The following is a 16,421-nucleotide window of genomic DNA, read 5'->3' on the forward strand; positions in this document are numbered from 1 at the left end:
CAGCGGCCCTCCTCGGCCCCTCCGCTCCAGCCCTCCCCCCTCAACAGCGCCTCTATCCCGCCGAAACCTTGGCATTCCTTAGCAACTTCGAGGCCGTCACCTCGGCGGAGTGCTCGGAGTACCCGCCCCGGATGGCGGCCTGCTTCCCCACACCGTCCACCAGGTACTCGCGGACGAAGGCCCGCTGCTTCGCCGTCAACTCGTCGCGTGACGCATCAACAGGGGCTGTCTGGCCAGAGATGGAGCTGGGCTGCTTGGGACGCTCGCTTGCCACGGGGGAGTCTCCCGGGCAGTGTGGACGGCATCCGGCGAGCATCCCCTCAGCGTGGCCGGCGACTCTTACGACGCCGCTCGCGGAGCCCGCGCGCCCAGTTCCTCAACATCTGGCGCACCCGCCTCCGGAACTCTCGACCGAGATACTTCCACGCGCGCTCCCCCAGCCATTTGAAGGGGGGAAGGCAAACCGCCAGGACCACTGCGAGGACGACGCCAAAGAAAATGGGGGATGGGGTCATGCCCTTTAGAAGGGGCGACGACGTCACGAGCGCTTCGAGGGCACTTCACCCTCTGCGACTTGAATGCATCTGTGTACGGCACTGCGTCCTGCCTGCTCTCGCCCCCTGGGCTTCATCTGCTCGGCACCTCAGCCGAGGCGACAACTTCCCTGACACAGGGGGGAAGGACCTCACGGCATTGGCACCCCATGAGCCTGTTTTCACCCGGGCACAACCAGACTCGGGCGCCCATTTCGAATAGAGCGTCAGGACGTCCGACCTCCCCGCGACAGGTGGCGCATGCCTCTCCCCAGACTGACCCTGCTTTCCGCCGTTCTGCTCACGGGCTGTGCGACCAGCCCCGCCGCGAACCACACTGAATCCAAGCCCGCTCCCGCGGCGTCAGCGCCCGCCGAGCCGCGCACCGTCCGTGAAGCGCTCGCCCGGGAAATCACCGCGCCGTTGCCGCACAAGCCAGTGGAGGCCGAGGGAGTCCTCTTCCGGGGCAAGGTGCTGGCCGCGGGTACGCCGGAGCTGATGAAGCGCCCCAATGGGGTGACCATCCTCACCCTCCCGATTGGGACCTCCGAGCCGGTCACCTGCCTCTTCTACACGAGCGCCATCGATGCCGGCGCCGCGGTGAGGAGCCTGCTCGAGTCACTCCTCGATGACGTCACCGTGGAGCGAGTGCGCGCCACGGACGTCAAGTCCTTCACGGGCAGCCCCGCCATGTACCTAGAAGGTGACTACTCGCGAGGCGCCGCTCCAGCCGTGCAGGTGGGTCGCATCAAGGTGATGGTCCACGCGGACCCCGTGCTCCCCAAGACCTGCTTCCACAACGAGCTGGGATACACGAAGACCTTCCTCGACGTCACCGAGTCCATCGCCACGGGCCTCACCTCCACGGCGCCGGAGCAGCCGGTGGCGCCCTACTACAGCGACGTGCAGGTGATGCGGCTGGGCGACGTACCCCTCGGGTTCCAGTACACGGCGCTCTTCGGCTCCAAGGCGGGCGGGAGCATCCTTGAGGTCAGCACCACGATGGTGCGTCCCGGGGCCCCGGCCCAGCTCCAGTTCCAGGACACCAACATCACGGAGCAGGCGGACATCTCGGGAGTGCTCGTCGCCAAGAGCTATTCCAAGCGGGTCAACGACACGGTCGCCGCGAATGTGCGCCTGCGCCGGGAGCAGAACGGGAGCTACGGCGTCTCGGGTCAGGTGGCCGCCAAGGAGGTGCAGGCTCAGTTCGGGGGCGAACTCATCGGCGAGGTGGGGCTCGCCGCGCGGCTCCGCGAGGGCCTGCTGAAGGGCCAGGGCGACGCGCTCGAGGCCCTGCTGTGGGTGCCTCCCGCCGACGCGTCCGCACCGACGAAGATGGTCATCCGCCCCCGCGAGGAGGCGGGAGCCCGCGCCGCCACGATGGAGCTGGGCCCGATGTCCGTGAAGGTGGAGTTCGACGCCCACGGCTTCCCCCAGCGGACGGAAATCCCCGCGGGAAGCGCCACTGTCGTCCAGGGGCGGCTGTCCCAGACTGGCGAGCCGTAGCGGCAGGCGGACGTCGAACACTAAAGGGGCAACGTCCAGGTTCGACGCGGCCCTGGACGCGGGCGGTTGTGAATGCACCGTGCGATGCTGTGGGCCGTCCCCACCTCACGCACACCCATGAGTCCCTCCCGCACAGCCCACCTCGTCGTTGACCTCGGCTTCGGAGACGCCAGCAAGGGCACGCTCACCGACTGGCTGGTGCGCCGCCACGGCGCGGGGCTCGTGGTGCGCTTCAACGGCGGAGCCCAGGCCGGCCACAACGTCATCACCGATGACGGGCCGCACCACACCTTCTCGCAGTTCGGCGCGGGCACCTTCGTCCCGGGCGTGCGCACGCACCTGGCGCGGACCACCCTCCTCCATCCCCTGGCCATGCGGGTGGAGGCCAGCTCCCCCCCTGTGTCAGGGAAGTTGTCGCCTCGACTGACCGGCCGAGCTGAGCACCCCATGGGGGTGAGTGCAGGCAGGTAGCTGTGTCGTACACGGATGCATTCAAGGCGGAGATGGTGAAGCGGATGGTGGGGCCAGGCGCGGTGAGCGCGGCTGCATTGGCTCGCCAGGTGGGAGTCTCGCAGCCGACGCTGTCGCAGTGGTTGCGCGAGGCGCGTAGGGTAGCGGCGATGACGCCGCCGCCCGAGGAGAAGAAGCCCGCTGGCCCGACTTCCTCCAGCCCCGGCTCCGCCCCCGCTTGAGGGAGTGCCCGGCAATGGAGACCACAAGGTGATTGCGAACCAGTGGTACTCCATTGAGCTGCAGGCCACGTCCGCGGAGCCAGAGTGGAACGGCCAGTGGGTGCGCTCGGCACAGGAGGAGGACATCACCATCGACGCCGAGGGCCGCGTGCACTGGGCCTGGAAGCGTCAGACGGACTTCCATCTGGTGCGCTGAGCGCGGTGCCCGTGAGGCATGGCGAGCGGTACCAGGAAGGCGCCGCTCGCAGGTTTTACTGCGGGCGCATGACGGTGTTGCCCAACAAGGCCCAAGGATTCCCGTCCTCGTCGAGCTGGAACCCAAACAGCCCAAACCCGATGAATTGCTCGGGCTCCCAACCCGTGGCACGGAGCCTGCGAACGTAGCTCCTGCCAGCGTAGGCGTACGTACCCCGCTCGCTCCACGCCAACCAGGGCTCGAGGTCTCGGCCGACGACGAGATGGAGCGGGGAGTAGTTCGGCTCGTAGCTGGGTCCGATGAATTCGGACGCGGCCCAGGTCGGCTGTGAATCGGCCAGCGATGCGGACGAGAAACGGATGGCCGCGGTGTGCACAATGGTGCCGTTCCAGGGGTCAATATAGGTGCCATGCTCAGTCCAGGCCATGAGCACGCGATGGTCTTGCTGAATCGCGAGAGCGATGTTGTCCACGAATGAGTGCGCCATGAAGGGGATGGGGGCGCCCACGGGACCCCAGCTTCCGTTCTCGAACGCCTTGACGTGGATGTAACCAGCAGGTGGCCCGAGGTCGATGGCTGCCTCGTCCCAGCTCGCGACCACTCGCGTGTCATCCGCTGCGATGGTGACTCGCCGCGCAAGGGTCCTCGGCGCCGGGTTCTCACTGAAGGGCGCACCGAGTGATTGCCACTCTGTGCCTGTCCATCGGAGGACGCGAACCTCGGTTTCGTCTGGGTTGGTACTCTGCCCCACTGTGATGACAGGCCTGCCCTGTGGTGCCAACGTCAGCTTGACCCAGTCGTACTTGGAGGGAGTGTCGATCGGGACTGGGAAGTGGTCCCAACCTGTCCCGGAGAAGCTGGCGACATGGATCTGCTCCAACCCGGTGACGGCTTCCCTCTCGCGCCACTCGGCGACAATCTCGCCGTCCCGTGCGCTGAACTGGAACGCAACGAGGTTCGAGGCGCCCTCAATGACCGTATGAAATGAGGGGACCCGTTGCCATGCATTGCCGTCCCACCGCGCCAGGGCTGGCACTTGGGTGTTCGTCCTGTAATCGAATTGAAGGAACCCGACGACGGGCATTGTCCCGGCAGCGCCACGCTCAAGCAGGAAGTCTGTTGGTATAGGGAGGACGTCGTCCACGAGAAGGAGCTCCGTGACGCTGGCAAAGAGCCCGTAGGTGGCAAAGTGCCGGAAGGCGAAGTCTGGAAGGCTCGGGTCGAGTGGGTTGCCGGCCAGGTCGGTCAGACTCCGCCGAAGGAGCGTCGCAGACATCTCGACGGGAGGCTGGAGTGGTGATGTCGGCACCAGCTCGAGAACCGTTCCATTTTCCTTGAGGACCGCTTGATGCGCGACCGGCACCGGGATGCCATTCCTGTTGATCAGCTCGGTCGGCTCCGACTGAATCGAACTCGGCAGCAGTGGCTCCGAGAAAACGAACGCCATCGGTGACGATACGGACGGATAGCTGCCTCTGGGGCGCGTGGCGATGACGGTGGGTGGAGTGCGGTCCACCGTGACGGATGCCTCTCCGGCGTTGATGCTTCGGTTACCGACCACGGTTCGCACGACGAAGGCGAAGCGGCCCTCGGCATGCGTGGCGCAGTCGACCACATGCTGGTACGGCGCCTCCATCGTCGTGGGGGCTCCGCCGTTTGTGAGGAGTTCCACGCGCCCCGGCGTGCCGCCCTCAACCGAGACCGAGAGCGTCCACAACCCCTCCCGGCAGAACTCGGGGCCTTCTGTCTGCACGGTGAAGCGCAGCTTTGAATGTGGTGCCTCGGGGTGATGCGGGGGCATCGGCTCGGGCCGGAAGGTGTCGCAGGCGGCGGTGCCCAGTGCCGCGAAGAGCAGTGGTACGGCCCAACGGGCGTGTGTGCTTCGGGGGTTCATGAGGAGCCTTTCAGGGGACACGCCAAACCGTTGCGTCGGGACTCGGCGCGTGCAGCTTGGCCCGAGCCTGCGCTCAGCGGCAACGCCGAGCCGGTTCCCGTCCCCGCGCGCAGAGACCTTTCAGCAGCCCCGTCCCTGACTGAGCCCCTTCGTTCCGCGGAGCTCGCAGACCGAGATGGCGGATGCGCGCGTGTCCCGCCTCTTCCGGCGCGATGTCCTTGAGGCCCCGGGAGCGGCGCCAGTCCATGGTGACCCGGTCCAGGAACGTCGTGGGCCAGGCTTCATCCAACTGGTTGCGGACCACGTCCGTGGTTCCGGCGTGGAACGGTCAGCGGGAGCACTCAGAGCAGGAGGAGGACATCACCAGTTACTTCGGGCGCACCACTGCGCTGCCCACCAAGGCCCAGGGGAACATGTTTTCGTCGAGAAGGAACGCCCCGAGGCTCTCTCCTGAAATGAGTTGCTTGGGATCCCAGACCGTGGCGCGGCGCCTGCGGTAGATGCTCTTCGTGTCGACCGTCGACGAATACTCGGTCCAGGCCAACCAGGGCTCGCGGTCGATGACGAGCCTGAGTGAGTCGTACGTGTAGAACGGGCTAGCGCTCTCGATTGCTTGGCCCCGGCACGAGGGCCACCCCAGGCCGCGTGGTGTTGAGGCGCAAGATAGCCACCAGGCCGGCGGCCCCTGCCACGCACCTGATGGGAGCGCGGCCTGGGCAGGCGTGTACCCCAAGGGGGTTCAATCGGTCTGTCCACCGGCCAGGAGCATCGCTCGGGAGGCCCCGTCAGCGGCCCTCCTCGGCCCCTCCGCTCCAGCCCTCACCCTCAACTGGGCCTCTATCCCGCCTATACGTCAGCCCTCACCCTCAACAGGGCCTCTACCCCGCCTATACGTTGACGGTGTGCCATGAGGGTGGGTCCGGAATGCCTGACATGTTCCGGACCCACTCGGTGGACGGTTGAATGAAGTGGGGATGCGGCGGACGATGCATGGCATGTCCGAGCGCCCCACTCCATCGCGGCACTTCTCCGACGACCCCATCGAGAACGAGACCGAGGACCTGCTGGATCGGAGGCTCTTCGCACGACAGGTAGTCGAGGTCCTCGAGCATGTCCAGAAAGAGCAGTCGAGCACGGTGCTCGCGCTCATGGGCCCCTGGGGCAGTGGGAAGTCTTCCGTGTTGAAGCTCGTCACAGAGAAACTCCAGGCTCCCAAAAGCCCGTGGACTGTCGCTCACTTCAATCCGTGGGAGTTCTCCGACGTCCAGACGCTCGCCTTCGCCTTCTTCGGGGCGATTGCGAACGTGGTCCATGATTTCAAGGATGAGACCGCGTTCGAGACGTTCTCGTCGTACGCGAGCAAGCTGCTCTCATTCGGGGGGGCGGTGACTGCCTCCCCATTGATGGATTGGATTGGCATCAACCCTGGCAAGGTCGCGGAGAACGCGGCGAAGCTGTTGAGTCCTCAGCCCTCTGTCACGGTTCTGCGCGCGAGACTGGAGACCGCGCTCCGGGAGCGAGCCCGTCCGACGCTGGTCGTGCTCGATGACGTCGACCGCCTGATGCCGAGTGAGCTGCTGATGGTTTTCAAGCTCATCCGGCTGCTGGGGCGGCTTCCGAACATCTGCTACCTACTCGCGTACGACGAAGCCACCCTGCTCTCCGTGCTCCAGGAAACCGAGCTCGCGCGAGGGGACACGGGACGCGCGCTGGCCTACCTGGAGAAGATCGTCCAGATACGCCTGGACCTCCCCATCGTCCACGCGCAACAGGCCCGCGCGATGATTGACGAGTCCCTTCGCGACCTGGGGTCGCTCCGCCAGAGCGAGGAGGCCCAGGAGCGCGCGAAGCGGCTGTTCGACAGTCAGGCCCTCCGGAGGCTCAAGGAGCCTCGCAGCATCAAGCGCTTCTTCGCGCAACTGCGCTCGTACCTGCCGCTGGTTACGGGCGAGGTCGACCTAGCCGACTTCATTGGTGTGACCTACCTGCGGACGTATCACCCCTCGGTCTTCCGCGGCCTCTATCACCTCAAGGAGGAACTGATGGAGCACACCCGCAGTCCGACCGAGACGAAGGACATCGCTGTCTTCCTCGTCGACCACGGGCTTTGCGACAGAAGCGAAGCCATCGAGGCGGGCAGGGTCCTCTCTCTTCTTTTTCCCCAATCCATCGAATTGGGTCTTGCGCCGTTCGAGCGCCTCGCCGTCGCCACGCGGCGCATCGCGAGCAGGGAGTGCTTCGACCGCTATTTCTATTTCGGCATTCCTCCGAAGGCCTTCTCGGATGAACAACTCCGGAAACACGCCAGGTACCTTGGAACGCCGCGGAACGCGGAGGCGACGGCGGAGCTCAAGAAGGACCTCAGTACGGACTTCGAGATGACCGTCTCTCGACTCTCCCAGCTCGTGGCCGAACTCTCAGCCACGAATTCCGCGCGCCTGTTGGCGCTCCTCAGCAGTGCAGTCCAAGCCATGCCACCGCGCCGGATGAGTAAAGGAGAGGAACTGTACCTGTTGGGGGCCTCGCTCCTGGGGAAGTTGGACCACGAGTCCTCGCGAAGTCTGCTTGCGGACCTGGCTCCGACCGACGAATGGGACTTCCTCCTCTACTCCGTCTGGCACCATCACGCGCGAAGCACCGCCGTCGGGACCTCGCCCTCCGCGCAGGCGACATCCACGGGCGTCGACGAAGTGATTGCTCCCGCCGTGCTAGCCCATGTCCCCCGGCGACTGGCGTCGCTGCTGAACGTCCCCCTCCAGCTGTGCGACTGGTGCATTGGCGTCCTTTACTGTTGGAGTGAGATTGGGGGACGAGAGGAAGTCCAACGCTGGCTGGGGAAGCACCTGGACAAGCCGGAGTACGCCTGGAAAATGTCAGACCTCCTGGCCATCTGCGTTCCCTCGGACTCGTCGCTGCAGGACCAGTACGACAAGACCATCCGCATGTACCTCGCGAGCCTTCGACAGCTCCTTCCGGCTGTGTTGCTGGCCGAGTTCGACACCTTTGTCACCACGCAGCTCGCCGCATTGCCATTAAAGGTTCGCGGGGTGCTCGCCGACGACATCCCTCCGCGAGTCGTCTGGGCGGCCTACCTTCTGAACCAACTCTAGAGTCCACGGGGACGCCACCGCCCTCAGTGATGCCGCCCCAGGCTCTCGTGGCTCGACACCCACTCCTCGGAGCCCAGCGCGGAGGCCACGGCGCAGGCCAGTGACAGCTCCCCCGCGAGCCCCCCCCGCGACAATCTCCGCGAGCCGTCGCACCTTCCCGCGCCCGTAACAGTCCATCAACTCCAGGCACTCGCGCTGCGTTTGGCCCCGGCACGAGGGCCACCCCCCAGGCCGCGGGGTGTTGAGGCGCAAGATAGCCACCAGGCCGGCGGCCCCTGCCACGCACCTGATGGGAGCGCGACCTGGGCAGGCGTGTACCCCAAGGGGGTTCAATCGGTCTGTCCACCGGCCAGGAGCATCGCTCGGGAGGCCCCGTCAGCGGCCCTCCTCGGCCCCTCCGCTCCAGCCCTCACCCTCAACTGGGCCTCTATCCCGCCTATACGTATACGCCCCAGGCGCCTCCGCCTCCCTCAGGATGCGGACCATCTGCTCCTCGGTAAACCTGCTCTTCCTCACGACCGACCTACCTCCTGGCCGCGAGGACCCTCTCACTCTTCAACTGGTCCTCAAATTGGGGAGCAGACCACCAGCCCGAAGCTCCAGAGCCTCAAGTCCATCAACAACGTACTCACGGTGCTGCACAAGCTACTCGCACTGGCGCAGGAACAGGGCGTCATCACCCACGTCCCGCGCGTGAAGCTCTTCCGGACGGAGAAGCCCGCCTTCGACTTCCTCACCTTTGGCGAGGCCCTTACGTGCTCTGCCAGCAGGACGGCCAGCCGCTCACCGATGGCCTGATGAAGCTGCCGCTCCAGCGTGCGCTGCGGGCGGCGGGCATCAGCCGCGAGCAGTGGCGCATCGGCTGGCACTACCTGCTCCATACCTACGGCAGTCACCTCGCCATGCGCGGTGTCCCGATGAAGGTCACCCAGGAGCTGATGGGCCACGCGACCATCGAGATGACCATGCGGTACGCCCACCTCGCGCCGGAGGCCCGGGAGAACGCGGTACAGCAGCTCGACCGACCCGTGCCCCAGCTCCACGCAGCACCGGGCAGAGACGCCGGAGGGGCACACTAAGGACACATAAGGCACCGAGGACAAAGAAAAGCCCAGCAACCCGATTGGATTGCTGGGCTCGTACTTCCCAGTGGAGGCGGCGGGAATCGAACCCGCAGACAAGGCGATAGGAAACCCCAGGCAGGACGCGCTGTTACCCGCTATCACCTTGATTCTCCTCGGGTTTGTCATCCCGCCCCGTCCCACGCCGTTCCCTCGTGTGCCTCCCTCAACCACGCTGGAGGGGCACACTGGGGGCACATAGGGTCGGAATCATGCGCGTCTGAACCACCTACTCCCCTGGCAATGGCGGCTGCCAAGGCTCTGGCCAAACCATGTGGCTCCCCCCAACGAACCAAGTCCCAACCACTTGCAATTTGCCAAACTGCCCCTCGTACTTCTCACGCTGCGCTACCGACAAGGTCACCATCCAGCAAAGCGTGGCCCCAGCAGCAAGCTGAGGTTCCAGCCACTCTCGTCGAATCACCAACTCGGCGCCTGCTCTGGAGCCTGCGTCTTGGTAGCGGCGCTCGCGCAACTCATCGTGCCAGTAACGATATCGAGCAACAAGTTGGTCACCTAACGTGACGCAGACCTGCTCTGGCTTGGTCTCGACGTTAGGGGTACCGGGGAGCAACCATGTAGCGGGGACGTGAATTCCGCGGATCGCTCGCTCGGGCAGTAGCCATTCATGCGTGTCAGAGTGAAGCCACCACGCAAGGGGAGCCATCATCCAGTCGCGGGCGTATCCGGCATACACAGCAAATGCCATATAACTCCCCGGCAGTGACAGCCGAGGCGGTACCGCTAGGCAATTGATCATCGGGAGCTTTGCCAACTCCGACTCAAGCGGCTTCATTGGCCCGTTGGCAGATTGTAGAAACGCCCTAATCTCGACTTCCGCTCGAAAATTCGGTCGATTGCCGCATGGTCCTGCCGCAAACAGCAGGATCTCCGCTTCGTTAGGATTCCGCTGCTCTAGGCGAGTCCTAACCGCCAGACCAACGGCTTCACTGAGCGTGTCCAGTCCGCTTTCATCACTTTGATCCACCGGCCACCAATCCGGGCATTGGGATGGGCTGACTGCCCACAGCGCAGGGTCGGCCATGACGGCGACACGCCGAGTGTGAATCTTTGCGCGTTCGACATCAATTATCTCCTCGTCTATAAACCTGTGCAGCGCTCGCAGGTATGCAGAACGGAGCACCATCGAGAGCCTGTCGTTAATTGCAAGTGCTGGGTCGTCGATGCCTCCTCGATAGTGATGCTCAAAATGAGCGTTTAGTCTCAACGACAGGCCGTTCTGCTTGGCAAGCTGAGTCGCCTCCCATTCCCACTGGCGCGAGAATGCGATTCCCGACTTGTCTAAATCATTGACCCAGCGGCGGAATATCGGTGCGAGATGTGCACCCACGACGAGTCCGAACTTATCCACGCGCGAGAAGCCGAGGTCCGGCGTCCCCGAGTGCCTCGTTCGAAAACTGAGCGACGCCGCGAGTTCAAGCCCTTCGTCCCCAAACTCACGCAGCAGTAAGTCGACACCAATGGATGGCACAAGGCTCGCTTGGCCGGCAACGTTCACACAGGCACGTGCCGAAAGGCCGTGTGCGGCACGCGCAAGGTGTAGGATAACCAGAAGGAAACAGGAACGAAGTTCGAGCGATTCCTCTGCGTGCCAATCCAACAAAGCTCTCATTGTGGCATCACGGGTATCGTTTCCAGCCAAGAGTCCGGCCAGTGACCAAGCGGCTCGCTCCTGCACCATCCTGGACGGACAGTCGAGCCGGTCAACAAGCAATCGCAGAGCTACTGGAAGACTTGGCTCCTCAGTCACCAAGGAAGAATCAGGAAGCCGCATATTCGCTGCCAGCCCAACTCCCCACCGAATCGCCGTGTCGATAACTTCGCCCGCTAACTCCGGCTCTCCGATTGTTCGGAGGAACCGGACCATACGCTCAGTGCTCCAACTAGGGGCAACTCCGGCCGAGCCCCATTGAGGGCGCGATGTTGCGGTAACGAAGTCAAGCCATCGCACTCTGAACCGAGACTGAATGACCGCCCAGATCCACTCCACGTCAGCCAGTCGATAGGTATACAGCCCCCATCCATACATAGCCTTGTGATAGGAAATCAACCAATCCCAGGCTGCGCCACGCCCCAGTCGCTCAATGGCCAAGTCGACAACCATTTTCCCCGTATGCCTTTCATGCGGGTGGCCGTTCGCTGCCATGTAAGCTGCCAGAGCAGCGAGCAATCCGTCGGGGTCTTTCGAGCGCCAATACGTCGTCCAGGCTGCCAGGTGCGTATCCCCAAAGATGTGAGCGTCTCGCACGGCACGTACAAAATCCGTCAGCCGCGACGGCGGATACTCCTCGATCGATGGCGGACTCTTGTCGACACTCCCCGTTGGGTCAGATGACGCAGTAGACGACTGTTCCGAGTCGGCCGACTGCCGACCGCAGTATGTCAAAATATTAGCGAGCACTACTCCAGCCTCGGAGTCTCCTCTATCTGCGCGTTCCTGAAACGCCGTCAGCGCATCTTCATGAACCAACGTGCTCGCAAGGGCTTTCTCGTAAACAGCTCCCAACGAAGCAGATTTCGCATGGTCAGTAAAATACGCTTCGACGTCCCAGTGATGATGATTACGCTGAAGGCTCCGCATGTACGACGGAAGCATCTCGGGCGCGGTCTTCGCGATAACCTCGGCAAATTCACGCTTGAGATATCGTGTCTCGTCCCTATCAGTGATCTCGTCCACGACCTGAATCACTGGAAAGAGCGCTCGAAGTCGAGCCAGGGCAACACTCGTGCTTACGCCCGGAGCAGCCTGGAGTCCTCCGAGCACGTCGAACAGTACCATATCCTTGTGTTGCCCGTGTCCTAAGAGGTTTCTAGCGGCGAGCCGCGCCAGTTCGATTACCTCGTCTTTCTTCACTTGATGAATCTGACAGAACTGGGCGAGAGAGGCATACGCGGTGGCCCTCGTGTGGAGATAGTCCCTACTCTCCTCCAGGCGTGTTCGCTCGCTGTCGATCAAGAACCTCGCAGCCTGGGAATCACCCATGGGAAGCCGCCGCTCCACGCGGTCCTCAATCCAGACCTGCGGCCATGTCCAAGCCCCCTCGATCGCGACTTTTATTGCATCGCAGCTTAGCGAGGTTCCGCCGGTTTCTGCATAGTACAAAGCTTCAAGATCTTGCGTGATCGCAACCACGACTTGAGCCAGCAACTCCGGCCGTACTGGCTGATTGTCAAGATCGCCTAGATGCACATTGGGTGGATCAATCGTCGCAATTCGGGCAACGAACCACGCTCCCCCGGTAGCGTGTCCAGTTCTCTTGGAGGCTGCGAGCTCAGCAGCAAGGTCACGCAATGTACGGAGGAACTTCACAACTTCGGAAGCCCGCGCATCCAGGCCGGCGGCGGCCGCAGGGTCACGCCCTTCTGCCGCGCTGGCAACACAGGAAAAGAAGTAGGAGCGCGCCAGCTCGACGAACGCGCTCTCGTCCCAACTGAAAAGCACCCGTGGAAGCGACTGGAACGACACCTCTCGGGGCGAATCAGCAGGAACCTCAGCAACGTGTCGAACCCACAGCCGGAAGCACCGGAATAGTCCGGAACGACGAGCTTCCTCGTTCTCAATCCATCGCTCTGGATCAAAGCCATCCTGACAGGCAAGCCGGACGATCTCGTCAACGGCTTCGAACAATACCTTACCTGCTCGGTTTGCCAGAAACCGCAGCTCCGCGCGGATGGCCTGTGTAGCATCCCCGATGACGCAATGCCGCGCGAGCGCTTTCGAGTAACGTCCACTCAAGCACCATCTTGGATCATCGCCATATTCCGAGACATGGGAGCGATATGGCCCGTCGGCCGACGTCGTCAGACTAGCGGCGATCAAAGATGGCATGATCTGTTCGAGTGCCGAGAGCGTATTGTCTATCCGGTCGGAGCGCCGCGAATCGGCAATCCATCGGTCAGCGCACTCGTCGAACAACTCCAGACAAACATCAAGCTGCCCTATCGAGAATGCCACCTCCGCTACCGCCTCAATTTCCTCATCTGTTGCTTGGGACTTGCGTGAAAGGAACAGGTTGAGTTCGAGTTCGCGGCTGCGTGGGTCGCGGCCGTGGAGCGCCAGCCACAACAGCTTCGAAAGAACTCCTTGAGTTTGGCCCGCTTGCTCAAGGTACGCATCTATATAGTGCCGTTCTGTTGCTACACCAAGGCGAGCTACCTCAAGCGCAGCCCATCCACTCGCGGACACTACCTCCGCGACTTCCGTTCGGCTCCGACCCGCCACCAAGGAAGTGACACACCACTCTAGCGTAGCGGACGAGATAAGGGGAGACGTGTCTCCGTTCTTAGCTCGCTCTTCCCACTCATGCCGCCAACGCCAATATTCAGGGGCGCGATTCGTGAGCCAGTCCAAGACCTGAGGTCGAAGCGACTTTATCGAGTCTTGGTGGTCAGGTAACGTTCGGACAAAGGCCAAAAGACTCTCGTGGAACGCAGTCACTCCAGCCCGAGACGCCCCTAAGAGGTGTCGGATTGCGCGTTCCGCGCTCTCAAGCCGAACAGGATCGGTCTGTGGAGCCAAACACTGCACTAAGCCGTCGCGTGGCCAAGCCCAGTGGAATCCGGCGAGCAAGTGAAGGAGGTGGTGTCCTTCCGGGCTAACGTCCTCCCAAAGCGCTCGGTAATATGTCGCCACACTGCTGCCTGGATCGAATCTCGGCAATGCTCGGACATGGCCCGGGTGAACCGAGGTTCTGCCCTGTCGGGCCACACCCAGTGTGTAGTGCAGGAGCAGCGGGTGCCCTCCACTTACGTCGCGGAAGGCGTCAGCCAGCTCGTTGAGCACACCGTTAGCATGGACTTTATCTTCGGGCAGCCCGAGTTCGTTCTTGTGATGTTCGAGCCACTCGTGAACTCCTTCCCCATCAAGAGTCGGAATCTCAAGCCATCGGTCGCGCGGGCACAAGTCGCGCAGCTTTCGCGGAATTCGAGTGATGTCGATATCCTGAGTGCCGACAACCACGACAATGCCGTCTGGCACAGGTAGAAGTAGGTCGAACAGCCGCCGAAGGCCATCCTCACTTCCAGTATCGCGCCATACATGGTCAAGGCCATCCACTATAACTACAAGCGGATTCATGCCTGCACGATGGCGGCCCGCTGCGGAGAGGAACTCAGGTAGGGTCTCCGGCAACGGGTTCCGGCCATCGGCTGCCCGCACCAATTCTCCATACGTCAAGCGAAGCTGGCCGATGATGTCGCTAGCAACAGTCTCCCACTCCGTCCGGTACAGGGTCGTGTCAATCGTTGACAAGAAGTAGTGATGACGCACTACGGGAACGTCAGCGGCGTCCAGGCGCTCAACGAGCCAGCTTAGATAGGTGCTCTTGCCGGCTCCGGGGCTGCCAGTCACGATAACTAGACGTTCGCCGCCCGCAAATAGCTGTGGCTCTACAACTCCTTCGCTCCATACTTTGGGAGCGACATAGTCCTCCGGCACAAGGAAGCCCTGTGGAATCTGGGGTGGAAGCTGCCAAAGTGCCGCTGCGCGTAGATCTCCAAGGGTTATTGTTCCGCCAGTTGATGGCTCGTCCTTGTGGTTGATCCATCGTCGGATCTTTCTCATAAGGATCGACCAACCTTCTGGCGTACCGCCAAGGCGTCGAAACCGTTGCTGAAGAGCGTCTTCAAGAACTTCGAACGACCTCTGCTTGAAGAAGAAGTGGAACGACGCGAAGAATGAGGAGGCGTCTGCCGGTCCTCCCAATTGTGCGGAAATGTTGGCTTGCAGTTGAGCTGACAGCCCACCGAAATTCACGATGCCAGCATCCGAGAGATGAGCGCGGATTGATGCGCTCGCGGCTCGGTTGGTGAGAAGGGCTGCCTCGCTCACCGTAACTCCCTTGGCCCGTATGTCATCAAGCGAGGTCTTCCATTTTTGAAGTAAGGAGGGTTTGAGCTGCCCGCGCTTCCCTGGATCCTGCTTGGTCAGTTCGTCCCAGTCCCACTCGACGGTGGCGTCCGTGCCAAACTTCACCTGCAACAATCGACGGGTGCCATCGGAATGCTCGGCCTGAATGTCATCAAGGGAGCCGTCCATTGTTTCTAATCGTACCCAACGATAGATGTCTGGCTGTTCGAGCCATTGGACAAGCACTTCGGCTGACTGAAGATCCTGATACTCGTCGCCAGTTCGGCGCGCACCAGATGCCGTGTAGGAAGTCACATTTCCCTCGCGCACGTATGGCAACCGCATCCCGATAGCATCCTCGGCCACAGCGGTTCATGGGAACACCTGATGTCGACACCGCTGATGAACCCCCAAAGACAGTGGGAGGTCGGGTGGAGCTTCGGTACCAAACTCATCAAAACTTGCTTTCTATAGTGCCTGCTATTCAGGAAAGTGGGGACGTTGTCTTCCATGTGCGGTTGTGTGCGGCATGCTCCTGCCCTGTCGTGCCGCGAATGAAGGAGTGTAGTGGGCTTGGCCCGATTCAGTGGACAGGTTGACTATGCTGCCAGCCTCTTCGTTGCGGCCATCCGCTCGTACTCGGCTGGGCTGACGTAGCCCAGGGACGAGTGGCGACGCTTCCGGTTGTAGAATACCTCAATGTACTCGAACAGTGCTCCCTTCGCCGCCGTGCGTGTCTCGAAGCGGGTGAGGTAGACCAGTTCCTGCTTCAGTGTGGAGAAGAAGCTCTCCGCCACGGCGTTGTCCCAGCAGTTGCCCTTGCGCGACATGCTGCACGCAATGCCGCGCTCCTCGAGCAATTGGCGGTAGTCCTCACTGGCGTATTGGCTGCCGCGGTCCGAGTGGTGCAGCTCGGGAGCGGGGTGGCCCAGCAGTGCCATGTCGAGCGCACTCAGCACGAGACTGCGGTCGATTCTCTCGCCCATCGCCCAGCCCACCACCTTGCGGCTGAAGAGGTCCAAGAGCACGGCCAGATACAACCAGCCCTCCTCGGTCCAGACGTAGGTGATGTCGCCCACCCAGGCTCGCTCGGGCTGGCCTGGCTGGAAGTTCCTCTCCAGAGAATTCGGAGCCACGGGGTGACGGTGCGCGGAGTCGGTGGTCCGCACGAATCGACGCCGGGCACGAGCGCGTAATCCCGTCTGGCGCATCAGCCGAGCCACGCGCTTGCGCGCCACCCGCCGGCCTCGCGCCTTCAACTCCGCATGCACTCGCGGGGCGCCGTACGTGCCCCGGCTCTCTTGGTGCACGGCCAGCACCTCGACGCCGAGGGCCTGGTCGCTCTTGGCGCGCTCGGACTGCTCGGGACGCTTGTAAGCGTCCGGCCAACGACGTGCTGAGGGGCGTTGAGTGGTGAGTCGCCGCCATGGTCCCTGGCGCGTATGTCGAAGCCGTTGGAGAAGCAGGAGTGGTTCCGGGTCGCCGAAGCATTCGAGGCGA

8 protein-coding genes and 2 pseudogenes are annotated in these 16,421 nt (G+C 62.9%); 6 read left to right on the top strand and 4 right to left on the bottom strand.

Annotation, left to right across the window (positions count from 1 at the left end):
• Window positions 1-52: 52 nt before the first annotated feature.
• Window positions 53-274, bottom strand: coding sequence for a terminase small subunit (locus tag F8M74_RS33295; RefSeq protein ID WP_203330830.1), 222 nt, complete (start codon window positions 272-274; stop codon window positions 53-55).
• A 520-nt stretch (window positions 275-794) separates the two neighbouring features.
• On the opposite strand from F8M74_RS33295, the gene F8M74_RS33300 reads away from it, so the two are divergent.
• The 4 genes from F8M74_RS33300 to F8M74_RS33315 all read left to right on the top strand — a co-directional run bounded on the left by F8M74_RS33300 (window position 795) and on the right by F8M74_RS33315 (window position 2,927).
• A complete protein-coding gene (locus F8M74_RS33300; protein WP_141258260.1) occupies window positions 795-2,039 on the top strand; it encodes a hypothetical protein in 1,245 nt (414 codons plus the stop codon).
• Window positions 2,040-2,156: 117 nt separating this feature from the next.
• Window positions 2,157-2,510 (top strand): adenylosuccinate synthetase, encoded by a 354-nt coding sequence (locus F8M74_RS33305; RefSeq protein ID WP_228560732.1) that lies wholly within the window; start codon window positions 2,157-2,159, stop codon window positions 2,508-2,510.
• A gap of 2 nt (window positions 2,511-2,512) precedes the next feature.
• Window positions 2,513-2,731, top strand: a complete 219-nt coding sequence (locus F8M74_RS33310; RefSeq protein ID WP_141258261.1) for a transposase — start codon at window positions 2,513-2,515, stop codon at window positions 2,729-2,731.
• Between the two features lie 28 nt (window positions 2,732-2,759).
• Complete coding sequence (locus F8M74_RS33315) at window positions 2,760-2,927, top strand: hypothetical protein (RefSeq protein WP_228560734.1); 168 nt, start codon at window positions 2,760-2,762, stop codon at window positions 2,925-2,927.
• A gap of 55 nt (window positions 2,928-2,982) precedes the next feature.
• Here the strand turns inward: F8M74_RS33315 and F8M74_RS33320 are convergent, their stop codons facing one another.
• Window positions 2,983-4,821: an Ig-like domain-containing protein gene (locus tag F8M74_RS33320; RefSeq protein WP_141258262.1), complete on the bottom strand. Its 1,839-nt coding sequence runs from the start codon at window positions 4,819-4,821 to the stop codon at window positions 2,983-2,985.
• Window positions 4,822-5,816: 995 nt separating this feature from the next.
• Between F8M74_RS33320 and F8M74_RS33325 the strand changes: the two genes are divergently transcribed.
• Together F8M74_RS33325 and F8M74_RS33330 are read left to right on the top strand one after the other, a co-directional pair.
• Window positions 5,817-7,931 (top strand): P-loop NTPase fold protein, encoded by a 2,115-nt coding sequence (locus tag F8M74_RS33325; protein WP_162295099.1) that lies wholly within the window; start codon window positions 5,817-5,819, stop codon window positions 7,929-7,931.
• Between the two features lie 591 nt (window positions 7,932-8,522).
• Window positions 8,523-9,010: pseudogene (locus tag F8M74_RS33330) on the top strand (tyrosine-type recombinase/integrase); the annotation flags it as partial.
• Between the two features lie 271 nt (window positions 9,011-9,281).
• On the opposite strand, the gene F8M74_RS33335 reads toward F8M74_RS33330, so the two are convergent.
• Together F8M74_RS33335 and F8M74_RS33340 are read right to left on the bottom strand one after the other, a co-directional pair.
• A complete protein-coding gene (locus tag F8M74_RS33335; RefSeq protein ID WP_141258264.1) occupies window positions 9,282-15,266 on the bottom strand; it encodes an ATP-binding protein in 5,985 nt (1,994 codons plus the stop codon).
• 254 nt (window positions 15,267-15,520) lie between these two features.
• Window positions 15,521-16,279, bottom strand: a pseudogene (locus F8M74_RS33340) (IS3 family transposase); the annotation flags it as partial.
• Window positions 16,280-16,421 lie beyond the last annotated feature (142 nt).

The sequence above is a fragment of the Myxococcus sp. CA023 genome (genome assembly GCF_010998615.1).
In the GTDB taxonomy this organism is placed as follows: domain Bacteria; phylum Myxococcota; class Myxococcia; order Myxococcales; family Myxococcaceae; genus Myxococcus.

Excerpts from the sequence above, each read along its gene's own strand:
- F8M74_RS33300 (WP_141258260.1), top strand. The coding sequence starts at position 795 with ATGCCTCTCCCCAGACTGACCCTGCTTTCCGCCGTTCTGCTCACGGGC.
- F8M74_RS33325 (WP_162295099.1), top strand. The coding sequence starts at position 5,817 with ATGTCCGAGCGCCCCACTCCATCGCGGCACTTCTCCGACGACCCCATC.
- F8M74_RS33335 (WP_141258264.1), bottom strand. The coding sequence starts at position 15,266 with ATGCGGTTGCCATACGTGCGCGAGGGAAATGTGACTTCCTACACGGCA.
- F8M74_RS33320 (WP_141258262.1), bottom strand. The coding sequence starts at position 4,821 with ATGAACCCCCGAAGCACACACGCCCGTTGGGCCGTACCACTGCTCTTC.
- F8M74_RS33305 (WP_228560732.1), top strand. The coding sequence starts at position 2,157 with ATGAGTCCCTCCCGCACAGCCCACCTCGTCGTTGACCTCGGCTTCGGA.